The organism is Mycobacterium dioxanotrophicus (assembly GCF_002157835.1).
In the GTDB taxonomy this organism is placed as follows: Bacteria; Actinomycetota; Actinomycetes; order Mycobacteriales; family Mycobacteriaceae; genus Mycobacterium; species Mycobacterium dioxanotrophicus.
Genome location: NZ_CP020809.1, coordinates 6835028 through 6857670, shown reverse-complemented (window position 1 = coordinate 6857670; position 22643 = coordinate 6835028). Strand labels below are relative to the sequence as shown.

The following is a 22643-nucleotide window of genomic DNA, read 5'->3' as shown; positions in this document are numbered from 1 at the left end:
AAACGTTTCAATCATCTGGGACGAACGTAGTGTGACGGCAGTCAGGTGTCAACGTCGGACTCGCGTTCGAAAGACGCCGAGGCGCCGGCAGAGTCAGCCCTGCCGCCACTGCTTCCCGGAGTAGTTCTCCCACGGGCTGTAGTCGGCGATCAGATCCTCTTGTGGCGGGCGCTCGGTTTCCGGTACGTGCTGCAGATTGATCCGGATGCGGTACCAGATGGAGCTCGGCCCGCGCATGCCGTCGACCAGGATGTCCACGGGCTCAAGCCGTTCAGCGACAGCCGGATGCCGCTCACGCCACACGTCCAGCGCCGCCATGGCCTCATCACGGGTCTTGGTGCGGGCGATCTCGATGAGCGGCATCGTAGAAACCCGCCGGCCGTCGCGGGACGCACCCTTGGGGGCCTTCTCGGCGGGGCCGAGTTCGTCGGCCAACTCCAGCAGTGCGTCCAGGCCGCCGGGTGCGTCGTCCATGCCTTCCCAGGGATCGCCGATCTCGGCGAACCGCGCGGGCACTGTGGAAATGGTGAATACCTCGGGCCGGCAGCCCGGAACCTCGTCCCAGCGCAACGGCGTGGACACCCGCGCGTCGGCCGTCGCCCGCACCGAGTAGGCCGAGGCGACTGTGCGGTCCTTGGCGTTCTGGTTGAAGTCGACGAAGACTCCTTCGCGCTCCTCTTTCCACCAGTGCGCCGTCGCAAGCTCCGGAGCGCGTCGCTCCACCTCCCGCGCGACCGTCTCGGCGGCGAGCCGGACCTGCTTGAACGGCCAGCGGGGGTGGATGCGGGCGTAGATGTGAAAGCCTCGCGAGCCGGACGTCTTCGGCCACGCCGTCAGGCCGTGATCCTCCAGCACGTCGCGCGCGATGAGTGCCACCTCGACGATCTGGCGCCAGTCGACGCCGGGCATCGGGTCCAGGTCGACGCGCAATTCGTCGGGATGGTCGAGATCGGTGGCCAGTACGGGATGCGGGTTGAGATCGACGCAGCCGAGGTTCACGGCCCACACCAGCCCGGCGGCGGTGTCGATGACGGCTTCCTTGGCCGATGTGCCGGAGCGGTATTTGAGCTCGGCGACGTCGATGTAGTCCGGGCGTTTCTCGGGCGCGCGCTTCTGAAAAATCGCTTCGGCGGTGATGCCCTTGACGAACCGTTTGAGAATCATCGGACGCCCGGAAACCCCGCGCAGCGCACCGTCGGCAACCGCGAGGTAGTAGTCGATCAGGTCCCGTTTGGTGACGTTGGCGTCAGGGAAAATCACCTTGTCCGGGTTGCTGACCGACACCTGCAGACCATCCACATCCAGTGTCACACCACCGGCCATCAGCTCATGGTAGCTATCCCGCCCGACTGCGACCCGCGTCACATATTGTGGGCCCCATGCCAAGTCTTTCTGACCTGCCTGCGCAGGTCGCGGGGAAAGCCCAGCGATACCTTGACCGCGGTGCCGCGGAGTTGCACTACGCCCGCAAGATGTTCGAAGCAGGCGCATTACGCCTCGAACCGCCGCAGAACATGGCCGCGATGCTGGCCGACATCGTGCGCTGGGGCGAGTTCGGCATGATTCCCGCGCTCAACGCGCGTCGTCACCCCAATCGCACCGCGGTCATCGACGACGACGGGGAGCTGACCTTCGGCGAACTCGACCAGGCCGCCCACGCGGTTGCCAACGGCCTGCTGACCATGGGGATCACGGGCGGCGACGGCGTCGCGATCCTGGCCCGCAACCACCGGTGGTTCCTGATCGCGGTGTACGGCGCGGCCCGCACGGGCGCCCGGATCATCCTGCTCAACAGTGAGTTCTCCGGGCCGCAGATCAAGGAGGTCGCCGAGCGCGAAGGCGCCAAGGTGATCATCTACGACGACGAGTACACCGCCGCGGTCTCGCAGGCCGAACCGGAACTGGGCAAGCTGCGCGCCCTGGGCAAGAACCCGGACAAGGAGGAACCGTCGGGTAGCACCGACGAGACCTTGGCCGATCTCATCGCCCGCAGCAGCGGCAAGCCCGCGCCCAAGGTCAGCAAGCATTCGTCGATCATCATCCTGACCAGCGGGACCACCGGAACGCCTAAGGGCGCCAACCGCAGCACTCCGCCATCGCTCGCACCGATCGGCGGCGTCTTGTCGCACGTTCCGTTCAAGGCCGGCGAGATCACCTCGCTGCCCGCCCCGATGTTCCACGCGTTGGGCTTCCTGCACGGCACCATCGCGATGATGCTCGGCACCACGCTGGTGCTGCGCCGCCGCTTCAAACCGGCCACGGTGCTCGCGGACATCGAGAAGCACAAGGTGACGGCCATGGTGGTGGTGCCGGTCATGCTGTCGCGCATCCTCGACGCCCTCGACCAGACCTCGCCCAAACCGAACCTGTCGTCGCTGCGCATCGTGTTCGTCTCCGGTTCCCAGCTGGGTGCCGAGCTGGCCACGCGCGCGCTCAAGGATCTCGGGCCGGTCGTCTACAACCTGTACGGCTCCACCGAGATCGCGTTCGCGACCATCGCGCGGCCCAAGGATCTCTCGATCAACCCCGCGACGGTCGGGCCGGTGGTCAAGGGCGTGCGGGTGAAGATCTTCGACGACAACGGCAACGAAGTGCCGCAAGGGGAGGTCGGGCGGATCTTCGTCGGCAACACCTTCCCGTTCGAGGGCTACACCGGCGGAGGCGGCAAGCAGATCATCGACGGCATGCTCTCCTCGGGTGATGTCGGCTACTTCGACGAGCACGGCCTGCTCTACGTGAGCGGCCGCGACGACGAGATGATCGTGTCCGGCGGCGAGAACGTGTTCCCGGCCGAGGTCGAGGACCTGATCAGCGGGCATCCCGAGGTCGTCGAGGCCACGGCGCTCGGTGTCGAGGACAAAGACTGGGGTGCGCGGCTGCGTGCCTTCGTGGTCAAGGCCGAGGGCGCCACCATCGACGAAGACGCCATCAAGACCTACGTCAAAGACCACCTCGCCCGCTACAAGGTGCCCCGGGAGGTGGTGTTCCTCGAGGAGCTGCCGCGTAACCCGACCGGCAAGATCCTCAAACGCGAGCTCCGGGACATCGCGGTCGGCGGAGCCGACGAATCAGACAGCGGGGACTGATCCCGGCGAGCAGACATGGCGGTACCGGAGAGCCCGCGTGTCGCGTACCCGCGTGTCTGGTCGCGCTGAAATAAAAGGGGACCGGCGAGAGGTAGTACTGCGACGTGAACATCGACCTCACCGGAAAGACCGCACTCGTCACCGGCTCGACGCAAGGCATCGGGCTGGCCATCGCTGAACACCTCGCCCGCAGCGGCGCCCGCGTCGCCGTCAACGGCCGCACCGCCGAACGGGTCGACGAGGCCGTGTCCAAACTGGCCGGCCTCGACGTGATCGGCGTGGCCGCCGACGTTACGACCGAGGAGGGGACGGCCGAACTATTGCGGACGCTGCCCGCCGTCGATGTCCTGGTGAACAACCTCGGCATCTTCGGCGCGGTGCCGCCCATGGAGATCACCGACGAGCAGTGGCGCACCTACTTCGACGTGAATGTCCTTGTCTCGGTACGACTCATCCGTAGCTACCTGCCCGGGATGGTCGAGCGGGGGTGGGGCCGTGCGATCCAGATCGCCAGTGACTCGGCGATCGTGACCCCTGCGGAGATGATCCACTACGGGGTGTCGAAGACCGCACTGCTGGCCGTATCGCGCGGTTTCGCGAAAGAGGCCGCCGGTACCGGGGTTACGGTCAACTCGGTGATCGCCGGGCCGACCCACACCGCAGGAGTCGAGGACTTCGTCTATCAGCTCGTCGACAAGTCGCTCCCATGGGATGAAGCGCAGCGGGAGTTCATGATCAAGTACCGGCCGCAGTCGCTTCTGCAGCGGTTGATCGAGCCGGAGGAGATCGCGAACATCGTGGCCTACCTGGCGTCGCCGCTGGCTTCGGCGACCACCGGCGGCGCGTTGCGCGTCGACGGAGGTTACGTGGACTCGATCCTGCCCTAGGCCGAATGGCCAGTTGTTGCACGGATTTTCGTGGATCGCGTGCAATAACTGGCCGCTGGGCACAGTCCTACGGGGACAGTATCGCTGAACCCGGCACGGCCAGGCAGACCAGCGACAGAGCCAGCAGGAACCAGCCGGCCCCATGCCAGATGGGCCAGGTCCCGCCGACCTTCCACACCTGGTAAGTGCGCACGAATGCGCCCACACCGCCGACGAACAGGACAGTGGGCACCAGGATGGCGGACAGCACCGAGTGGTCACCGATGAACGCGTACGACGCGAGCGCCACACCTGCCACCACCACGACGCACACCACGTAGGTGACGGCCGACCGGAACATCTGCGGGTCGTGCCAACGCTTTTCGACGTCGTTGGTCATCATTCTCACGGCCCGTTCACGTACCACGACAGGCATCCCGGCTTGCCGCGGCACGCGATGATGGCTCCGGCATCGGGAGCCGCGCCGCGCACCCGCGGCATTCTGGGCTGTAGGTTGCAGTTCACGATGTAGGGGTTCCACGGAATGACGCCGTCTACACATGGGTCGGCGCGAGTTTCGGTGGGCCCGGGTGAGATCTGCTCGATGACCGCCGTCGGTGCGATGACAACCGACAGCGCTGCGGCGCCCACCAACACCGGGCGCAGTACACGTTGCCTGAACATCTTCATCACCAATGCCAACCGTTTGTGACGTCCGCCTATTTCGACGGTAGCACCGGACATCCCCGGCGAGCAGCAAGAGTTACGGGTCGCGCGGCAGTCCCAGCAATCGTTCGGCGATGATGTTGAGCTGCACCTCCGAGGTGCCGCCGTAGATGGTGGTGGCCCGGCTGGCCAGCAGATACTCCGCCCACCGGCCCGGCTGCTGCGTGTTGTCCCCGATCGCCGCGGCGGTGCCGAAGGAGGCCACCGCGAATTCGGCATAGCCCTGACCGGTTTTCATCGACAACAGCTTGGAGATGGCGGCTGCGGGCATCGCGTCGCCACCGGCCAGCGTGAGCAGGGTCGAGCGCAGGTTGAGCACCTTGGCCGCGTGGCCTTCGGCGATCAACTGGCCGGCCCGGTTCTGCTCGATCTGGTCGAAGTGGCCGTCGCGCAGAAACTCCACGAACTGGTCCAGGTTGGCCAGGAACGGCGGCTCGCTGCTGCCGATCGACACGCGTTCGTTGGTCAGCGTGTTGCGGCTGACTTCCCAGCCACGGTTCACCTCGCCCAGCACCATGCTGTCGGGCACGAAGACGTCGTCGATGAACACGGTGTTGAACATCGCGTTGCCGGTCAGTTCGCGCAGCGGCTTGACCTCGACACCCGGTGACTTCATGTCGAGCAGGAAATAGGTGATGCCGTTGTGCTTCGGCGCGCTCGGATCTGTACGCGCCAGCAGCGCGCCCCACGCCGAGTACTGCGCAGCGGTGGTCCAGATCTTCTGTCCGGTGATGCGCCAGCCACCGTCGACCTTGGTGGCCTTGGTGGTCAGGCTCGCAAGATCCGATCCGGCGCCGGGTTCGGAAAACAGCTGGCACCAGATCACTTCGCCGCGGAAGGTGGGCGGCAGGAACCGTTGCTTCTGCTCGTCGGTGCCGAACGCCACGATGGACGGGATGATCCAGGCGGCGATGCCCATCTGCGGGCGCTTCACTCGGCCCGCGGAAAACTCCTGGGCGATGATGATCTGCTCGATCGGTTCGGAGGCGCGGCCCCACGGCGTGGGCAGATGCGGTTGCACCCAGCCGCCCTCGGCGATGGCGATGTTGCGTTCCTCGCGCGGAATCGCTTTGAGGGCATCGACTTCCGCCCGGATCTCGGCGCGCAGTTTCTCGGTGTCGGGGTCGAGGTCGATGTCGACGGGCCGCATCCCGGTGGTGGTCGCGGTGTCGACCACGCGCTGCGGATATTCGGCGGAGCGGCCGAAGGCCGCCGCCAGCACCAGTGCGCGGCGGTAGTAGATGTTGGCGTCGTGTTCCCAGGTGAAGCCGATGCCGCCGTGCACCTGAATGCAGTCTTGCGTGCAGTGCTGCGCCGCGGCGGGCGCGAGTGTGGCCGCGACGGCTGCGGCGAATTCGAAATGGGCTTCCGCTGAATCGTTCTCGCGCAAGTCGTCGATGGCTCGTGCGGCATCCCAGACCGCCGCGGTGGCCCGTTCGGTCTCGGCGATCATCCCGGCGCACTTGTGTTTGATGGCCTGGAACTGGCCGATGGGCCTGCCGAACTGCTCGCGGATCTTGGCGTAGGCCGCGGCGGTATCGGTGGCCCAGCGCGCCACGCCGATGGCCTCGGCCGAGAGCAGGGTGGATATCAGGGCATGGGCCAGTGGCCGGCTGAGGTGGTTGAGCACCCGCGCGGCTTCGTCGTCGGAGCTCAGCTCGACCGCGTTGGCCCGCACGTGGCCCAGCGGACGCAGTGGGTCGACGCTCTTGACCGGTTCGATCTCCAGCGAGTCGGCGTCGAGGACCACCCACTCCTCGCCGGAGTCGATCGCGACCGGGAGCACCAGGACCGAGGCCTGCGCGGCGGCCGGCACCGCCTGCACTTCACCGCGGATCACGAGTCCGTCGCCGTGCCGGGTCGCGGTCAGCCCGGAATCGATGGCGTAGGTCGCGATGGCCTCACCGGAGGCGAGCCCGGCCAGCACGTTGGCCACCGGATCGTGCGCGGCGATCAGCGCGCTGGCTATCGCCGACGAGACGAACGGCCCGGGTACCGCACCGTAGCCGAACTCAGCCAGCACGATGGCGAGCTCGAGGATGCCGAACCCTTGTCCGCCAACGAATTCCGACAAGTGCACGCCCTGCAGGCCTTGCTCGGCCGCGGCCTTCCAGAACGGTGGGGGATTGGGGATCGGGCTTTCCCAGTCGGCGTCCAACGCCTCGTGCAGCACCTCGGACGGTGCGACGCGGGCCACGAACGATCGGACCGAATCGGCGAGGTCGGTGTGCTCAGACGTGATGGCAATGGGCATGCGGTTCCTCCGTTGGCAGCATTTCCCTATTAACCGGTGGGTCGGGTTCGAGGGTACGCCGGGGTGATCGGCGCCACCGCTCCCGGGCTGGATCACTTCGCCGCAGGCAACTCCACGACACGTCGGTCCGGAGTCGGTATCACCCGGCGATGTCGATCGCGGTCACCCGTCCGTCGAGCGAGAGTTGCGCGGTCACGGTGATGGCGTCCATCGTCCAAGCGACGCGTTCGGACGACGCGTCGACCGCCCAGTACCGCTTCCCCGGCCCGAGCCGGACGACCAACTCGTCGAGCGGCGCCGGTTGCGCCAATTGCAGGTGCGCGGAACGAAGTTGCCCTGACTGCACACTGGCCTGCAGCCACTGGACTCGACCGTCGCGGGGCCGGCCCCTGACCATCGTCCCGACCTCGTCGAACGGGACGGCCAGCCAGGCTGTCAGCTCGGCCGCCGTGGCCGGCGCGCCGATTCGCGTCGACCACTCCACGATCAGGGACCAGGCGTCGTTCACTTCTCCTCCGCGAGCTGCGACAGGCCGGCTGCGCTGAGGCCGGCGGCTACCACCGCAGCGATTGCCATGTTGAGCTTTCGCCGGAAGTCCGCTCGCTCAAAGGATTGCAGCAATGCCTCCTGAGCGCCGTACGCCTGTACTTCCTCAGGAAGCTGCTCGTAGGCGCGGATCGACGCTGCGTGCGCAGCAGCCTTCTGCTGGTAATACTGTTGTGCCGTCTGGAGATCGGCGGTGGTCTTTCCTGGGCGTAGCTGGCCGGTCTGCTGGTCGACGACACTGTTGAATCGGAGTTGCTCCAGCTCGAAGTCGAGCTTGGTCAGGGTCATGGTCCGATAGATGGCGTCTCGAGCGCCCTTGTTGACTCCCCAGATGCTCTCGAAAACCGCCTTGGCGCGGGTGTATTCGGCGGCGGCGGGCAGCAGCTTGCCGCGGTTGACTGCGGCGGTGAGACCACGCTGATCGATACCCAGCAATTGCTGAACCTGGCTGGGGGTCAGGTTCTCGCCGAGCTTCAAACGGGCCACGTTGATGAAGTCTTCGAAGTGCACCGCTTCGTGGTACACGAGGCTCACGACGTCCTCCATCGAGTGCAGGCCGTCCAAAAGAGCGGGGTCGATATGCAGGCTCCACGTCACCCAGTCCGCGGCGGCGCCGCCTTTACCGGGCGTGTGGATGACAGCCGCGAAGTCGGGTATGCCTTGTGCCGCCATGCGGTCCTGAACGATCTTGACCACCTTGGCCTCCCGCTCGGCCGAGGTCATCGTCTTCCAAGCCGAGCCGATCTCCTTCCGCGCGGCCTTGACGGTGGCATCGTAGGAGGCCTTACTGCCCAGCCCATTTGGGTCGACGACGGGCGCCGCGCGCGCAACCCGCTTTCCTTCCGCCGCCTCCTGGGTTGCTTGCAACAAGCCTCGTGCTTTCTCTGAAGCCTCCTCGGCACGCTTGACTGCTGCGGCTGCGCGCGCCGATTCTTCGGGCGTCGCGGATTGCGCGGCGCTTCGCGCATCTTCCAGAGCCTTCTGCGCGTTCGCGGCTTCTGCCTGCAACGCGGGCAGTGCGGACTTCGCCTCCGCTGTCGCTTCCTTCGCCGCCTCTTTCGCCATCCACTTGTTGGCGGCGGTGGCTGCCCGTGTCGCCCCCTCGGCTGCGGCCTTCTCGAAGTGGAGAACCTCGCGCAATGCCCCGCGAACTGCGCCCGCGGCGAACACGGTGTCGATCAATGCGAACGCGGCCGTTTCGATGAGTTCGGCCTGCGCGGCGTTGACTTGTCCCTCGGTGATCAGGGACATCTCCTCGGTGGTCGTCGCACCGTATGCGCTTTGCATGGCATCGGCTTTGCCTGCCGCCAGAGCGGTGTTCATCGCACCTTTGGCCGCCAGGCCGATTGCCAGCGCGGTGCCGCCGGTGGCCAAACCCGCGACGACGTACGCACCCAACTCCGCTGCGGCGAGCCCCAGCGCTTCCCACCAGGGTCCCGGTTTGCGTTCCTCCACCATGTCGGCCGCAATGGCGCTGTAGAACGCTGACGTCTTCCAGTTGCGGTCAGGCGAGCCGGTACGGGTGCCGGCGATGAGCTGCCCGTGGATGGGTTCGAGATCGGGGGCAAGTACCGAGAGCATCGGCCGGGCCTTGCCGATGTTGTCCAGGACGCCTTTCAGCCCGTCGCCAATCGTTTTGAGCGCGTCGGTTTGTGAGCCCGCCGCCACGGCTTTGGTTTTGCTCGCGTCTTCGGGCGTGCCCCTGGCAAGCGGAAACAGCGTGGGGTTCACCATCAGGCGAGCACGAATGAGGCGGTCGAGCGCGTCGTATTGCTTTTTGACTTCCTCCCAGGTCTTCATGCCCTTCGCCAGGTCGTCGGGCTGCGGACCGGCGCCGGGTGCGTTGTCGGGATCAAACCTGGCTTGCTGGCCCACGTAGACCGGTGCGCCGGTGCCTCCGGGCGGCGATTCGATATTGGTGTAGCCGACGACAACGTTGCGCAGGTCAGCCATCGCTTCCTGGTCGGCGGCGAGTTTGGCCGCGTCGTTGCGTGTGCTTTCCAGTGCGTGGGCCTGGTCGGCCGTCGGCGGACCGATCGGGATGTCACCGCTTTCGGTCAAGCCGAATCGTCCGAACTCCGATTTGCAGTACTGCTCGTTGACATCCAAATAGTCGTTCGCGACGTGCACGACGTCGCGAACGAACATGGTGCGGGATTGGACAACGTTGTAGTTCGATCGCATGAGCGACGCCGCGACGGTGAACGATTTCTTCCACCGGTCACCATTGGCTTCGGCCGTTGCCCGCAGCTGGTCGCCGAAGGCATCCCACAGGTATGGCAACTGGATGCGCTGGAATTGGGTTCCCGACGAGTTGAGCACGTCGATCATGGCCAGCCGCTGCTCCGGGGTGGCCGCGTTGATCGCATCTCTGTCCAGGGCGGCGATCGCTTCGGGACTCCGTGCATCGGCGGCCTCTTGCGCGCGCTGCTTCGGGGTCTTCTCGTCACCACGTTGCACCGAAATCGATTGAATGCGGTCGGCCACCGCACGATTCCCGGCTTGACGTTGCAGGTCGAGAATATGGGCGGCATCGGAACGCGGCTGCGTCGACTGCTGTGGTTGTGGTGTGGGTCGTACGGGGCGCGGCGAATCCGCCTTATCCCGATGGCTGAGATCAGCGACCACTCTCGGATGCTAGCCACCCAGTGACCGGCTCGGTTGCCCGTTAGGCCCGTCTTGCGGGCGACGTCTTTGCGATGAGTTGGCCTGAGCCGGGCCGGCCTGATCCCTGGGCGGGGCCTAGGTCACGTCGTTCACCACGTTGACCAACGGCTGGCCGTCGTGGATGCGCCGGCAGTTGTCCACCGCCGCCTGCAGATAGCGCCGCATGGTGTCGACGGTGTACCAGGCCACGTGTGGCGTGAGCACCACGTTCTCCAGCCCCAGCAGCGGGTGCCCGTGCGGAATCGGCTCGACCTCGAACACGTCGAGCCCGGCCGCGGCGATCTGCCCGGTGCCAAGGGCTTCGAGCAGCGCAGTCTCGTCGATGATGGGACCGCGCGCGGTGTTGACGATGACCGAACCGGGCTTCATCGAGGCCAGAGCGTCCCGGTCGAGCAGCCCGCGCGTGGCGTCTGTCAGTGGCAGGTGCAGTGACACGATGTCGCTGGTGGACAACAACTCCGGTAGGTTGCGCCAGCGTGGATGGCCCGTGTTGCGGGTGCTGGTGTGCAGTACGTCGGCGTCCATGGCCGTGACGATCCGCTCGACTCGGTGGGCGACATTGCCGTAGCCGATCAGCCCGACCGTGCAGCCGCCGATGTCGCGGACCGTCTCACCCAGCGTCGGATCGGTCGGCCAGCCGTCGCCCTCACGGGTGTACTGGTCGAGTTCGATCACGCGCCGCAGCGCGGCCAGCATCAGCAGCACCGTGCCCTCGGCCACCGAGGCCGCGTTGGCGCCGGGCATGTTGGCCACCAGGATCCCCAGTTGCGTTGCGGTGTCCACGTCGATGGTGTTCACCCCGGCGCCCATCTTGTGCACGAGCCGCAGTCGCAACGCTCGGTGCAGATCGTCGCCGGTGATCGGCCGCAACACGTGCCAGAGCACCTCGGCCTCGGGCAGCTCCCGGTGGAACGTGGCGTCGTCGTCCTCGGCGCAGAACCGGACGTCAAGCCAATCAAGATGGGGCGCAAGGAAGTCCAGCACCTTCTCGCCTGGTTCGAAATGCGCGAGGACCCGGATCGGGCCGGGACTCACCGCCATCTCTTGCCGATCCAGCGGGCGATGGTGTCGGCCTGCTCGCTGCGGGCACCCGGCGTGGTGAAGTAGTGGTCGGTGTTGATCGAGCACTGCGTCTTGTCGGTGCCCGCGAGCGCGCCGAAGATGCGTTGCGCATCGGAGGGGTACACCCCGGTGTCCTGGTGGGCGTTGATAACCAACGCCGGGCAGTGGATGCGGGTCAGGTGCGGCTCGGCGCGGGTCTGGGCGTGGCGCAGGCTCCACATCCCGAGCCAGTTGCGCAGCGTGGTGGCCGCGGCGATACCCCGCGCCGAGCGGTTGGCCTTGACCGGAACCCCGGCGTAGCAGAGGTTGGCCTGACGTGCGGTCGGTTCGATGGTCGGATCCACCATTCGGGGATCGGCCCAGGTGCGCAGCACTGTGAACGGGCGGTCCGAATATCCGGCGGCCTGGACGTGTTCGAGTTCCTGCTCGACCCAATCCGTGATGGCGTCGTTGCGGGCGATCTGGGCGGTCCGGTAGCGGGCGACGAACTCGGGTGCGAAGGGTGGGCCGTTGCGCTGGTCGAACAGGTCCAGTGCGGGGTCGCCGGCCACCGCATCGTTCTCGTCGATCACCGACGCGTCCATCCATGCCGTGAGCACGTCGGGACGTCCCGGGTGGGCGGCGCTGGCGATGTAGCCGTCGGCCGGTGGCAGATTGCCGATGCCCGCCGCCGGGCGCATGCCCTCGGGTGGGGTGATGTGCCGGTCAACGGCCTGGGCCTGGTAGGCGGCCATCAGCGAACCGCCGCCCGAATTGCCGAGCAACACCACGGTTTCGATGCCCTGGACCTCACGCAGCCAGCGCACTCCCACACCGATGTCCACCAGTGCGTGGTCGAGCACGAAACTGCTCTCGAAGCCCCGGAACCGGGTGTTCCAGCCGAGGAAGCCGATACCCCGGGTGGCCATGTAATCGGCGAGATAGTGCTCGGAGAAGTCGATCTGGTAGTGGGTGGCGATCATCGCCACCTTGGGTTTGCGGCCGACGCCGCGGTAGTAGATGCCCTGACACGGGTGTCCGCCTGCGCCGGCGCGGCGCGCGGTGGGGGATTCCAGCCCGACGAACTCGCGGACCACACCCGCGGCCGCTGCCGACCCGGAGGTTCTGCTCATGGACGCGCGCTCTCCTTGTGGTAGATGGTCCGGTAGAAGATGTTGGCCAGGGTCGTCACGCAGGCCTGGTCGTCGACGTCGGCGGCGTTGCCTCCCGATAGCTGCGTGTAGCAGAACTGGTTGAGTGTCGACACCAGCGCGACGGCGGTCAGGTGCGGATCGTCGTCTGGGCAGAAGCCCTGTCGCTGAGCATGTTTGACCATATCGGTGATCAACCCTATGGGCAGTTCGCAGATCTCGGCCCAGTACCGGGCGAAATCCTCGTTGACCATGGCGAGTTGGTACACGCTGATGATCTCGGCGAGGCGGTGCCGGTAGGTCTGCCAGTGGGCGGCGGCGGCTTCATACGAACGTTCCCAGCCGGACAACCCAGGTTCGGCCCCGGCGCGTGCGCGGTCGCGGGCCTCGTCGCGGAAGCGCAGGGCCCATTCGCGGACCATGGCCTCTTTGGAGTCGTAGTAGTTGTAGAACGAGGCTGTGGACCGGCCCGCTTCCGAGGCGATATCGGCGATGGTCGTGGCCAGGATGCCCTTGCGCGCGATCACGTCCCGAGCGGCCGCATCGATGGCGGCCTGGGTCTGCCGACCCCGCGCGGTCGGCAGTTGCTCACGGGGGCTGACGGTCACGGGACTCCTTGTTCGAGCGTTGATCAGACCTGAATCTGATGTTAGATTCAGATTGGGAGCCACGCCAGTTCTCGGCGGGTTCGCAGCGGAGGAGTCGCGACGTGATCAAGCCCAACAATCCCAATTCCGAGTTCGAGCTCGGCGGCATCAACCATGTGGCACTGGTGTGTTCGGACATGGAACGGACCGTCGACTTCTACAGCAACGTGCTGGGCATGCCCCTGGTGAAATCGCTGGATCTGCCCGGCGGCATGGGGCAGCACTTCTTCTTCGACGCAGGCAACGGCGACTGCGTCGCGTTCTTCTGGTTCCGGGACGCGCCCGACGGCGTACCCGGGGTGTCGGCGCCTGCCGCGATCCCCGGTATCGGTGAGATCGTCAGCGCCACCGGCTCGATGAACCACCTCGCGCTGCACGTGCCCGCCGAGAAGTTCGATGAGTACCGGCAGAAGCTCAAGGACAAGGGCGTGCGGGTGGGCCCCGTGCTCAACCATGACACCAGCGCCATGCAGGTCTCGCCCACAGTGCATCCGGGTGTGTACGTGCGGTCGTTCTACTTCTTCGACCCGGACGGCATCACTCTCGAATTCGCGTGCTGGACGAAGGAATTCAGTGACGAGGACATCCATGTGCCCCCGAAGACTGCGGCGGACCGCCGGCCGGCTCAGGCGCCCTTGGCTGCCTCGACGAAGTAGCCGCGCGGGACGTTCGGCACGTCCAGCGGCACCGCGGGGGCGAACCACCGGTTCCAGCGGTTGCCGGGTTCGGCCACGTCGGTGACGACGGCCGACCAGCCCAGCCGCCCACTCAGCTCGCCGGGTTCATCGGTGCCGAACAACCACGGTGCGCTGTTGCGTGCCATGTGCTCGCGGACCGCCGTCAGCATCACGTTGTCCAGCAGGGTCTTGCCCACCACGTCGTACAGCAGTACCGACTCGGGTGCGGACACCGTATCGATGGTTTCGAACAGGGTGCGCACCGCGGATTCATCGAGGTATTGCAGCAGCCCTTCGATCAGCCAGACCGCTGGGTGCTGGGGGTCGAAGCCTGCCGCTTGCAGTGCGGCAGGCCAGTCCTCGGCCAGGTCGATGCCGATGGCGACGCGTCGGCAGCGTGGCTGCTCACCGGCCAGAGCCTCGGCTTTGGCAGCGATCACCGCAGGTTGGTCCAGTTCGTAGACCGTGGTGCCGTCGGGCCACGGCAGGCGGTAGGCCCGGGCATCCATCCCGGCGGCCAGGATCACCACCTGGTCGACCGCCGCGACCACGCGTAGCAGGGCCTCGTCCCAGAAGCGGGTGCGCACCACGATCTGCAGTGTGGTCTTGTCGCCGGCGGTGGCGATGGCCTCCTCGAGCAGGCGGTGCCCGGACTCGCCGGCCAGCTTCTCGGCGAACGGATCGGTGAACAGCCGGTCGTCGCGGCGGGATTCCTTGGCGCGGATGGCGGCCACCATCAGTCCGGTGTCGGCCACGCCCTGTCCAGAACTCATGACGTCATCATGCGGGTCGGATCGCGGACCGTCTTGGATATTTTTGCCGCACTCTCAGTCAGATAGCGGTGAATGGAAGAACCACAGTTGACCTTCAAGGTCGCGGGCTCCCCATTCACGGACGCCATAGGGCTGGTCCGTGGGTTCCTCGATGACCTGGGCGCCTGCGGCGAGGCTGCGGCGGTAATGGTCATCGGCGTTGTCGACGACGATCACTGTCATGCCGGTTGCCGCGCCGAGCGACTTGGGCGATTGATAGTCGGTCGCTGAAGGGTGCAGCCAGATCACATGATCGCCCGCACTGACCTCACCGTGAATGCAGCGGCCCTGGCCAGCGTCGGCGAACGTGCCGGCTACAGCCGGGGGTTGGCCACCCACCACTTCGGTTCCAAAGGCGCATTGATGCAACGCCTGGTCGAAACTGTCACGCATCAGTTCCGTGACGCGATGTTCGACCGGTCAGGCTCCGATCCGCTCGGTGAACTCCTGGCGTTGATCGACATCTACTTCACGGTGCTGTCGAATCCGCTTGCGGTCAACCGGGCCCGGCTCGTGCTCTGGGCCGAAGCCGTCACCAATCCGTCGGAGGAGATCAGGCCGTCGATGGTGGCGGCCGACCGGGAGTTCCGGGAAGAGATCGAGAAGCGTCTGCAGCCGGCTGTGACCGGGGGCAGGCTGCCGGGCTCGGTCGATCCGCACGGGCTGGCCACAGTCATCATCGCCATGCTGCGCGGGGTGGCGCTGCAAGCGCTGATCGACGACCACGTCGACCTTGCCGCGGCCCGCTCGGAGATCGAACAACTCGTAACCGCCAGACTGACCCAGGAGAAGCTGCAATGAGCCGAATGTTCGGCACCGTCAACCAAATCGGATATGTGGTGCGTGACATCCACGCCTCGATGGACCGCTGGGGCCATCACGGTGTCGGGCCGTGGTTCTACGTCGAGAACGTCGTCACCGACTATTTCCGGTACCGCGGTGAGGATTCCGCGATGACGATGAGTGTGGCGCTCGCCAACTCCGGGGACGTCCAGCTCGAACTCATCCAGCCAACCAACGATGCCCCGTCGATGTACCGGGACTTCCTGGAGTCCGGACGCGAAGGGGCCCAGCACATCGCCTACTGGAGTACTGACTACCAGGGCCTCTACGACCGCGCTCTGGCGGCCGGGTACACCGTGGGCCAGGAGGGCTGCATCGGAGGCGAACTGGGCCGATTCGCCTATCTGGACACCGAATTCGACCAGGGCACGGTGATCGAGATCAGTGACATCAGCGGCCCCAAAGGTCAGATGTTCGCCTATGTCCGGGACGTGGCCGCCAACTGGGACGGCAGTGACCCGATCCGGGTGCTCGGATGACCTCAGAATTCGCCTACCCCGATCCCGACACGCTGCCCGGCGAGCTGCGCGAGGCCGTCACACAACGGGCGTCGCTGAACATCTTCCGGATGATCAGCCACACCCCGAACCTGGCGCCCGGCTTCCTGTCCATGGCGGCCGATGTGCTGCAACACAATTCGTTACCGGCGACCTCGCGGGAGTTGGTGATCCTGCGGGTCGGGTACCGATACCAGGCCGGCTACGAGACCTATCAACACGTCAACATCGGCCGGGCCATCGGGATGCGCGAGGACGCCATAGCGGCCGCCGAATCCGGAGCGACCGACGGCCTCGATGAGCGCGAGGCCCTGCTGCTGCGGTTGACCGACGTGCTGTTGGACCGGCACACCCTCACCGATGCGGAACGCGATGAGGCGTTGACGGTGTTGACGGCCAACCAGCTCGCCGACTTCACGCTGACCGTCGGGTTCTACCAAATGGTCTGTAATTTCCTCAACACCTTCGGGGTCCGGCCCGAGAACTGAGAATGCCACTGGGTATCACACCCGCGCCTCGGCGGGAGCGGGCGTTGCGGTATTGGCACGCAGGAAGCTTCCGGTGCGTCGGGACCCGAGCACCTCGGTGGGCTGCCCGTTGAGGAACACCGCTTGCCCGCCGACGAAGACCGCGCTGACGGTGTCGTCGTTACGGTTGACCATCCTCGACATTCCGCCGTACTGCTCGACCGTGTCCTCTGAATAGCTGTCCAGCGAATCGTCGAGGTGCGCCGGATCGACGATCATCAAGTCGGCGCGATCGCCGATCCGCAGGTGCCCCGCGTCGATCTGATACCAGTCGGCCAGTTCGCCAGTGAGCCGGTGTACCGCCTGCTCGACGGACATGAACGGCGCGCCTGCCCTGTTGGCGTCGTGGACGTGGCGCAGCAACCGCAGCCCGAAGTTGTAGAAGGCCATGTTGCGCAGGTGGGCGCCGGCGTCCGAGAAGCCCATCTGGACACCGGTGTCGCGGGCCATCCTCTTGAGAACCTCGGGGCGGTGGTTGGAGATCGTGGTACGCCACCGCAACTCGGTGCCGTGTTCGACCACCAGGTCGAGGAAGGCATCGACGGGGTGCAACCCACCGCGGTCAATCCCGACCTGACCGAACGAATTTCCGATGACCGACGGGTCAGGGCATGCGACGATCTCGGCGTCGAAGAAGTCGCGGTGCCACACCCGGAGCCCGTACTTGTTGTCGTAGTCCTTGCGGAACCACCGCCGGTAGGACTCGTCGCGCAGTAGCTCGTTGCGCTGCGCCACTTGCTCTTTCAGATGCATGGCAGCTGCCCCGGAACCGAACTCCTCGAAGATCACCAGATCGATGCCGTCGGCGTAGACCTCGAACGGTACCGGCAGGTGCTGCCAGCGGAAGTTGCCGCCGAGCTTGTTCACGATGCGGGCCGCCGGGCCCATCGTCGCGATCAGCCACGGGTTGGCTTTGATGTCGGCGGCCGACAACAGACTGGTCTTGAGCGGACGCCGGAGGAGTCCCAACGACTGGGCCGCCTGAGAGACGATGTTGAGCGGGTTCTGGATGTCGGGCCCGGCCTGCAAGACCCTGCCGCTGCGTCGCAGCAGCGCCTTGAGTCGTCGCAGTTCCCGCGGTTTCGCGTACGTCGACGGCAAGGTGCGCGAACGGCACGTATCGCCGTCGAGTTTGTCGAAAAGCAGTTGTTGCGAGGACATTCCGACGAATCCCGCCCGAAGTGCCTCGCCGAGAAGCTGTTCCATCAGGATCTGCTCGGCTTTCGTCGGGCGTACCTCGTGGCGGGTGGCGCGATCGAGGCCCATCACCGCGGCCCGCATGTCGGAATGACCGAGGAAAGCCGCGATGTTCGGACCCAACGGCCGCTCCTCCAACGCGGTGATGTACTCCTCGCAATTGCTCCACGTCTTGTGGCGATCCACCGCGCTGATCACGTGGTCACGTGGGATGGCCTCCACGCGGCTGAACAGGTCACCGGCATCCTGGCCGTCGACGTGCACGGTCGACAGTGAACACGAACCCACCAGCACGGTCGTCACGCCGTGGCGCAGGGACTCCGAGAGTGACGGGGCGCCGAGCACTTCGATGTCGTAGTGGGTGTGGATGTCAACCATCCCGGGCAGCACCCACTTGCCGTCGGCGTCGATCACGTGGTCGCAGCCGGTTACGTCGAGCGGCTGGGCACTGACGGCCACGATGTGGCCGTCGCGGATGCCGATGTCGCGGATCGCCGACGCCGCACCCGTGCCGTCGAACCAACGGCCGTTGCTGATCACGGTGTCGAAACTCATGGAGATGGTCCTTCCTGGTTTGCCTCGTTGGCTTCAGGATGCGGCCGCGATACCGTCGCAGTCTTGACAGTTGCGGACGATTATTTGACATTAGTTGACATGTCGGTGGTGCGAGGCTCGTCCCTGTCGGGCTATCAGAGCCTGGTCGACGAGCTGGGGGGCGACTCCGTCGCGCTGCTGCACGCCGCCGGTATCGACCCCGGTGATGTCGGCGAATACGAAGTGTTCGTGCCCTACCGCAGCCTGATCGTGGCGGTCGAAACAGCAGCCGCGGCGACGACGACCACCGATTTCGGGCGGCGGCTGGCCCTGCGACAGGGCATTGAAATCCTGGGACCGCTCGGGGTGGCCGCCCGCACAGCCGCCACCGTCGGCGATGCGTTCCATATCGTCGAGACCTTCCTGGCGGCCTACAGCCCGGCCATCGCCGTCCGCTTCGAGCCGGCAGCCACCACAGGGCAGGCGTTTTACGCCTTCGACATCGTGATCGAGCGCCCGCCGCCGCATGCGCAGACCACCGAACTGTCCCTCGGGGTATCGCTGCGGGTATTGCGGTTCCTGCTGGGCGCGTCCTACGCGCCGTTGTCTGTGCACTTGACACACGAGCCGCTGACCGCAACCGAGGACTATCTGAGATATTTCGGCTGCCGGGCGTATTTCGCCCAACCCGCAGCAGGCTTCACCGTGCGCACAGCCGATTTTGCGCGTCCGCTCACCCAGGACGCACTGGCTCATCAAGCGGTCGTGCAATACCTGACCGGAATCACGGGACGCCACACGGGCATGACCCAGTCCGTGCGCACCATGGTGCGTCAGCTCCTGCCCACGGGAGCCGCCAGTCTTGAGTTGGTCGCCGCCCAGTTCGATCTACATCCGAAGGCGTTGCACCGCCGATTGTCCGCGGAGAACACCACATTCGGTGAACTCATCGACAGTGTGCGCCGCGAGACCGCCGAACACTATCTGTGCGACACCGACATCAGCCTGTCGCACCTGACCCGGGAACTCGGCTACGCCGAGCAGAGCGTGCTGAGCAGGTCGTGCAGCCGCTGGTTCGGGTGCGGTCCGAGTAGCTACCGCAGGACCGTGCGCTCCGGCTGATGGCCGAGCCCGACGTGGCTGGGCAGCCACATGCGCCGGTGCGCATATTGCGTCGGTGTCATCGCGGTGAATTCCCGGAATTCCCGGGCGAAATGGGCTTGGTCGAAGTAACCGAGGGTCGCCGCGACGTCGGCGCCGCTCGTCGCGCCGCGGTCGAGCAGGCGCAGCGAGGCCTGCAGCCGTCGCACCCGTAGGTAGGCCTTGGGCGTCAATCCCACCTCGGTGCGGAACAGCCCGATCAGTCGCTTCGGCGAAAGACCGGTCAGCGCAACGGCTTGTGCGACACGCATCGACGGATCGCGTTCGGCGGCGTCGAGCACCGCGCTCATCCCTGCATGCCGCGGCCGGATCCTGGGCAGCAAAAACTGTTCCATGAGTGCGATGCGGGACGCCACCGAGGATGCATCGAGCAGCCGGTCGTGCAGCTCGGCTCCGGCGGCACCCCAGACATCAGCCAGCCCCACGCAGCGGTTCTCCAATTCGCTCAGCTCGGCGGCGAATATCACGCCGGGACGAAAGTGGATCGTCAAAACGGTTTGCGCGGTGGCGATCTGGGTGACATAGGAGATGCTGCCCGCCCCCGCGATGAACGCCGGAGGCACGTCGAGGCGGGTGGTGCCGTCGGCGGCATAGAAATCGACCTGCTGGCGCGGGCTGAGGTCGATGATCACCGTTGCCGCCCCGCGGGGCAGCGCGCGGCTGCGATGAGTCGGGCCGCCGTCGCGATCCCAGTAGCCGAAGAAGTCGACGTGCGATGCCAGCGCTGGGCTGGGCCGGAACAGTTGGGGCCCGCTCACGGCACCTTTCGCTGCGACTCGATGCCGGCCAGCCCGTCGAGCATCGACCGCAGCTGCTCGACGAGTTGCTCTGGGCTCAGCCGTAGCTCGCCCGCGAGCCATGCGCTGATGGTCTGGGCCACCCCGCCGACCGCGAAATGGGCTGTGGCTCTCAGATGTTCGTTTTCTTCGAGGTTGAGCGCGGCCTCGGCGTGCTGGCCGAGCAGCATGGCGAAGAACGTGGTCGATTCGACCCGTTTGCGGGCCAGCATCTCGTTGGCGAGTTCGCTGCTGAACAAGAGCCTGCCCACCCGCGGGTCCTCGGCGATGGTTCGCACAATGTTGCGCATCGCGGCGCCGGTCTGTTCGGCCAGCGGTGCGGCCGCCACGACGGCCTGGGTGGAGGTGGCGATGTCTCCGATGACCCAGTCGTACACCGCGGCGACGAAGTGGTCCTTGTCGGTGAAGCTCTCGTAGAAGTACCTCGCGGCCAGTCCAGCCTGGCCGCAGACTGCGCGCACCGTCAGGTCGGTGGACTCGGCGCCTTCTGCACCGAGCAGATCGAGCCCAGCCGTCAGCAATTGACGACGACGCTGCGCGAGGCGAGCGGTTGCGTCGATGCCGCGGTAGGGCCGGACCGGTGTCACGCAGATATCGTGACACATCTTGACACCTGTCAGACGCCCCGCCAATATCAGGAAACAGACGTTCTCAACTTTGCGACAGGGGTGATCATGACGGTCGACGAGCCGATCCTGCATGTCGAGCGCGCCATGGACGAGCCGGCACGTCCCACGCACGCGGCCCGGCGACGCAGGCTTGGTGCCACCATCGACGACGGTCTGATGGGTGTCGCCCTGCTGGCCGGTCCGGCGAACGTGATCATGCAGCTCGCGCGGCCCGGCGTCGGCTACGGCGTGATGGAGAGCCGGGTCGAGAGCGGACGCGTCGACCGGCACCCGATCAAGCGGGCCCGCACCACCTTCACCTACCTTGCGGTGGCGACCCGGGGCACCGAGCAGCAGAAGGCGGCGTTCCGGCGGGCGGTGAACAAGGCGCACGCGCAGGTGTACTCGACCGAGGACAGCCCGGTGCAGTACAACGCGTTCGACAAAGGGCTGCAGCTGTGGGTGGCCGCGTGTCTCTACAAGGGGGCCGTCGACGTGTACCGGATGTTCGTGGGGGAGATGGACGACGAGACCGCCGACCGGCACTACCGGGAAGGCGTCACGCTGGGTACGACGCTGCAGGTGCCGCCCGAGATGTGGCCGGCCGACCGAGCGGCGTTCGATCGGTATTGGCAGGAGTCGCTGGAGCAGGTGCACATCGACGATGCCGTGCGGGACTACCTGTATCCGATCGCGGTCGCCCGGTTGCGCGGAGTGACCTTGCCCGGCCCGCTGCGGCGGGCGTCGGAGGGCACGGCCCTGTTGATCACCACCGGCTTTCTGCCGCAACGGTTCCGCGACGAGATGCGGTTGCCGTGGGATGCGCGACGGCAGCGCCGGTTCGACAGGCTCATCGCCGTTCTGCGTACCGTCAACCACGTGCTGCCGCGGGTGGTGCGGCAGTTCCCGTTCAACGCGCTACTGCTGGAACTGAACTGGCGCATCCGGACGGGACGGCCGCTGGTGTAGGAGGCTTGTCAGGTTCGGCGCGTACTCTCGCGGCCGTGAGCAGCCGCACCGATAAAGACACCTGGGACATCTCCACCAGCGTCGGCCAGACCGCGTTGTTCGTAGCCGCAGCAAGGGCTTTGGAAGCACAGAAACCTGATCCGCTGGCTGTCGACCGGTATGCCGAAGTGTTCTGTCGTGCCGCAGGCGGCGATGCAGCGGCGGCACTCGACGACGCCGATGCGGACTTCCCGCTGCGCACCGAGTGGGGCGGACACTTCGTCAACTTCCAGGGCGCCCGCACGCGGTACTTCGATGACTACTTTCAGGGCGTCGCGCAGGCCGGTGTCCAGCAGATCGTGCTGCTGGCGGCGGGCCTGGATTCCCGGGCATACCGGTTGTCCTGGCCCGCGGGCACTGTCGTCTACGAACTTGACCGGCCACGGGTGCTGCAGTTCAAGCGCGAGACGATGGACAGCCACGGTGACACTCCGACGGCCGAGCGCCGCGAGATCGCGATCGATTTGCGCGATGACTGGCCGCAGGCGTTGCGCAGCCACGGCTTCGACCCGTCGAAGCCGTCGGCGTGGATTGCCGAGGGTCTGCTGATCTATTTGCCTGCGGCCGCGCAAGAACAGCTGTTCGCCGGTATCGACGCGCTGGCGGCCCCAGGCAGCTTCGTCGCCGTCGAAGAGGCGGTGCCCATGGACCGCGAGGTGTTCGAGGCCAAGCGTGCCGAGGGCCGCGTCTCTGGTCAGGAGACTGAATTCTTCTCGCTGGTCTACAACGAACAGCACGCTCCCGCCGAACAGTGGTTCTCCGAGCATGGCTGGACTGCAACCACTACCGGCCTTTCGGGTTATATCCACCAGCTCGGTCGCGAACTCCCTGGTCCCGGCACTGATGCTCGGCACATGCTCGATTCGAACAGTTTGGTTACCGCTCGCAAGGAGTGAGCGGGCTCACGCCTCTTCCCGATACCGTGCGTCTCGACACTTAAGTTATGCAATGCTAACTTCAGCCGAAAGTTAGCTTAGGCATACATAAGGGAGAGAGAC

Annotated in this window: 23 protein-coding genes; 9 read left to right on the top strand and 14 right to left on the bottom strand. The window is 66.1% G+C overall.

The features are described from left to right. Positions 1-93 precede the first annotated feature (93 nt). Entirely contained in the window at positions 94-1323 is a 1230-nt protein-coding gene (gene ligD, locus BTO20_RS33310; protein ID WP_087083026.1) for a non-homologous end-joining DNA ligase, read from the bottom strand. A gap of 56 nt (positions 1324-1379) precedes the next feature. Here ligD and fadD2 point away from each other — a divergent pair, with 56 nt between their 5' ends. Both fadD2 and BTO20_RS33300 read left to right on the top strand, forming a co-directional pair. Then, positions 1380-3086 carry a long-chain-fatty-acid--CoA ligase FadD2 gene (gene fadD2, locus BTO20_RS33305; protein ID WP_087080367.1) on the top strand — a complete coding sequence of 569 codons (1707 nt, stop codon included), beginning with the start codon at positions 1380-1382 and terminating at the stop codon, positions 3084-3086. Positions 3087-3190: 104 nt separating this feature from the next. Beyond that, complete coding sequence (locus tag BTO20_RS33300; protein ID WP_087080365.1) at positions 3191-3973, top strand: SDR family NAD(P)-dependent oxidoreductase; 783 nt, start codon at positions 3191-3193, stop codon at positions 3971-3973. Positions 3974-4040: 67 nt separating this feature from the next. On the opposite strand, the gene BTO20_RS33295 is transcribed toward BTO20_RS33300, so the two are convergent. The 8 genes from BTO20_RS33295 to BTO20_RS33260 all read right to left on the bottom strand — a co-directional run bounded on the left by BTO20_RS33295 (position 4041) and on the right by BTO20_RS33260 (position 12945). Next, positions 4041-4352, bottom strand: coding sequence for a hypothetical protein (locus BTO20_RS33295; RefSeq protein WP_198344161.1), 312 nt, complete (start codon positions 4350-4352; stop codon positions 4041-4043). A 5-nt stretch (positions 4353-4357) separates the two neighbouring features. Beyond that, complete coding sequence (locus BTO20_RS33290) at positions 4358-4642, bottom strand: hypothetical protein (RefSeq protein ID WP_087080360.1); 285 nt, start codon at positions 4640-4642, stop codon at positions 4358-4360. Positions 4643-4715: 73 nt separating this feature from the next. Continuing rightward, on the bottom strand, positions 4716-6932 hold the full coding sequence (locus BTO20_RS33285; protein WP_087080358.1) for an acyl-CoA dehydrogenase: 2217 nt from the start codon (positions 6930-6932) through the stop codon (positions 4716-4718). Positions 6933-7071: 139 nt separating this feature from the next. After that, positions 7072-7440 (bottom strand): hypothetical protein, encoded by a 369-nt coding sequence (locus BTO20_RS33280; protein WP_087080356.1) that lies wholly within the window; start codon positions 7438-7440, stop codon positions 7072-7074. Further along, on the bottom strand, positions 7437-10106 hold the full coding sequence (locus tag BTO20_RS33275) for a hypothetical protein (protein WP_157680387.1): 2670 nt from the start codon (positions 10104-10106) through the stop codon (positions 7437-7439). Before BTO20_RS33275 ends, BTO20_RS33280 begins: the two co-directional genes overlap by 4 nt. Positions 10107-10220: 114 nt before the next feature. After that, positions 10221-11186, bottom strand: a complete 966-nt coding sequence (locus BTO20_RS33270; protein ID WP_087080352.1) for a 2-hydroxyacid dehydrogenase — start codon at positions 11184-11186, stop codon at positions 10221-10223. After that, the gene (locus tag BTO20_RS33265; protein WP_198344160.1) at positions 11177-12319 is read right to left on the bottom strand and encodes an alpha/beta hydrolase; all 1143 of its coding nucleotides are present in this window, start codon (positions 12317-12319) and stop codon (positions 11177-11179) included. Before BTO20_RS33265 ends, BTO20_RS33270 begins: the two co-directional genes overlap by 10 nt. After that, positions 12316-12945 carry a TetR/AcrR family transcriptional regulator gene (locus BTO20_RS33260; RefSeq protein WP_087080347.1) on the bottom strand — a complete coding sequence of 210 codons (630 nt, stop codon included), beginning with the start codon at positions 12943-12945 and terminating at the stop codon, positions 12316-12318. Before BTO20_RS33260 ends, BTO20_RS33265 begins: the two co-directional genes overlap by 4 nt. Positions 12946-13046: 101 nt before the next feature. Here BTO20_RS33260 and BTO20_RS33255 point away from each other — a divergent pair, with 101 nt between their 5' ends. Beyond that, on the top strand, positions 13047-13640 hold the full coding sequence (locus tag BTO20_RS33255) for a VOC family protein (RefSeq protein ID WP_087080345.1): 594 nt from the start codon (positions 13047-13049) through the stop codon (positions 13638-13640). On the opposite strand, the gene BTO20_RS33250 is transcribed toward BTO20_RS33255, so the two are convergent. Together BTO20_RS33250 and BTO20_RS33245 are read right to left on the bottom strand one after the other, a co-directional pair. Next, positions 13610-14434: an SAM-dependent methyltransferase gene (locus BTO20_RS33250; protein WP_087080343.1), complete on the bottom strand. Its 825-nt coding sequence runs from the start codon at positions 14432-14434 to the stop codon at positions 13610-13612. The two genes, BTO20_RS33255 and BTO20_RS33250, sit on opposite strands and share 31 nt — an antisense overlap. 54 nt (positions 14435-14488) lie before the next feature. Then, complete coding sequence (locus BTO20_RS33245) at positions 14489-14812, bottom strand: VOC family protein (protein ID WP_332460248.1); 324 nt, start codon at positions 14810-14812, stop codon at positions 14489-14491. Between BTO20_RS33245 and BTO20_RS33240 the strand changes: the two genes are divergently transcribed. Genes BTO20_RS33240 through BTO20_RS33230 form a run of 3 tightly spaced genes read left to right on the top strand, consistent with a single transcriptional unit; the run spans position 14723 to position 16301 of the window. After that, a complete protein-coding gene (locus BTO20_RS33240; protein ID WP_087080339.1) occupies positions 14723-15274 on the top strand; it encodes a TetR/AcrR family transcriptional regulator in 552 nt (183 codons plus the stop codon). The genes BTO20_RS33245 and BTO20_RS33240 overlap by 90 nt on opposite strands. Continuing rightward, positions 15271-15795 (top strand): VOC family protein, encoded by a 525-nt coding sequence (locus BTO20_RS33235; RefSeq protein ID WP_087080337.1) that lies wholly within the window; start codon positions 15271-15273, stop codon positions 15793-15795. Before BTO20_RS33240 ends, BTO20_RS33235 begins: the two co-directional genes overlap by 4 nt. Next, complete coding sequence (locus tag BTO20_RS33230; protein WP_087080335.1) at positions 15792-16301, top strand: carboxymuconolactone decarboxylase family protein; 510 nt, start codon at positions 15792-15794, stop codon at positions 16299-16301. Before BTO20_RS33235 ends, BTO20_RS33230 begins: the two co-directional genes overlap by 4 nt. A 15-nt stretch (positions 16302-16316) precedes the next feature. Here the strand turns inward: BTO20_RS33230 and BTO20_RS33225 are convergent, their stop codons facing one another. Beyond that, on the bottom strand, positions 16317-18092 hold the full coding sequence (locus BTO20_RS33225; protein WP_087080333.1) for an N-acyl-D-amino-acid deacylase family protein: 1776 nt from the start codon (positions 18090-18092) through the stop codon (positions 16317-16319). Between the two features lie 99 nt (positions 18093-18191). Between BTO20_RS33225 and BTO20_RS33220 the strand changes: the two genes are divergently transcribed. Beyond that, positions 18192-19193 (top strand): AraC family transcriptional regulator, encoded by a 1002-nt coding sequence (locus tag BTO20_RS33220; protein WP_087080331.1) that lies wholly within the window; start codon positions 18192-18194, stop codon positions 19191-19193. On the opposite strand, the gene BTO20_RS33215 is transcribed toward BTO20_RS33220, so the two are convergent. Together BTO20_RS33215 and BTO20_RS33210 are read right to left on the bottom strand one after the other, a co-directional pair. Next, complete coding sequence (locus tag BTO20_RS33215; protein ID WP_087080329.1) at positions 19166-19990, bottom strand: helix-turn-helix transcriptional regulator; 825 nt, start codon at positions 19988-19990, stop codon at positions 19166-19168. The genes BTO20_RS33220 and BTO20_RS33215 overlap by 28 nt on opposite strands. Next, entirely contained in the window at positions 19987-20634 is a 648-nt protein-coding gene (locus BTO20_RS33210) for a TetR/AcrR family transcriptional regulator (RefSeq protein WP_232490928.1), read from the bottom strand. Before BTO20_RS33210 ends, BTO20_RS33215 begins: the two co-directional genes overlap by 4 nt. Before the next feature lie 69 nt (positions 20635-20703). On the opposite strand from BTO20_RS33210, the gene BTO20_RS33205 reads away from it, so the two are divergent. Both BTO20_RS33205 and BTO20_RS33200 read left to right on the top strand, forming a co-directional pair. Continuing rightward, positions 20704-21606 (top strand): oxygenase MpaB family protein, encoded by a 903-nt coding sequence (locus tag BTO20_RS33205; protein WP_198344159.1) that lies wholly within the window; start codon positions 20704-20706, stop codon positions 21604-21606. 35 nt (positions 21607-21641) lie between these two features. Next, entirely contained in the window at positions 21642-22541 is a 900-nt protein-coding gene (locus tag BTO20_RS33200; protein ID WP_087080323.1) for a class I SAM-dependent methyltransferase, read from the top strand. Positions 22542-22643 lie beyond the last annotated feature (102 nt).

Coding starts and splice junctions, on each gene's coding strand:
- ligD (WP_087083026.1), bottom strand. CDS start 1,323: ATGGCCGGTGGTGTGACACTGGATGTGGATGGTCTGCAGGTGTCGGTC.
- fadD2 (WP_087080367.1), top strand. CDS start 1,380: ATGCCAAGTCTTTCTGACCTGCCTGCGCAGGTCGCGGGGAAAGCCCAG.
- BTO20_RS33295 (WP_198344161.1), bottom strand. CDS start 4,352: ATGACCAACGACGTCGAAAAGCGTTGGCACGACCCGCAGATGTTCCGG.
- BTO20_RS33290 (WP_087080360.1), bottom strand. CDS start 4,642: ATGAAGATGTTCAGGCAACGTGTACTGCGCCCGGTGTTGGTGGGCGCC.
- BTO20_RS33285 (WP_087080358.1), bottom strand. CDS start 6,932: ATGCCCATTGCCATCACGTCTGAGCACACCGACCTCGCCGATTCGGTC.
- BTO20_RS33270 (WP_087080352.1), bottom strand. CDS start 11,186: ATGGCGGTGAGTCCCGGCCCGATCCGGGTCCTCGCGCATTTCGAACCA.
- BTO20_RS33265 (WP_198344160.1), bottom strand. CDS start 12,319: ATGAGCAGAACCTCCGGGTCGGCAGCGGCCGCGGGTGTGGTCCGCGAG.
- BTO20_RS33250 (WP_087080343.1), bottom strand. CDS start 14,434: ATGAGTTCTGGACAGGGCGTGGCCGACACCGGACTGATGGTGGCCGCC.
- BTO20_RS33240 (WP_087080339.1), top strand. CDS start 14,723: ATGATCGCCCGCACTGACCTCACCGTGAATGCAGCGGCCCTGGCCAGC.
- BTO20_RS33235 (WP_087080337.1), top strand. CDS start 15,271: ATGAGCCGAATGTTCGGCACCGTCAACCAAATCGGATATGTGGTGCGT.
- BTO20_RS33230 (WP_087080335.1), top strand. CDS start 15,792: ATGACCTCAGAATTCGCCTACCCCGATCCCGACACGCTGCCCGGCGAG.
- BTO20_RS33225 (WP_087080333.1), bottom strand. CDS start 18,092: ATGAGTTTCGACACCGTGATCAGCAACGGCCGTTGGTTCGACGGCACG.
- BTO20_RS33220 (WP_087080331.1), top strand. CDS start 18,192: ATGTCGGTGGTGCGAGGCTCGTCCCTGTCGGGCTATCAGAGCCTGGTC.
- BTO20_RS33210 (WP_232490928.1), bottom strand. CDS start 20,634: ATGTGTCACGATATCTGCGTGACACCGGTCCGGCCCTACCGCGGCATC.
- BTO20_RS33205 (WP_198344159.1), top strand. CDS start 20,704: ATGACGGTCGACGAGCCGATCCTGCATGTCGAGCGCGCCATGGACGAG.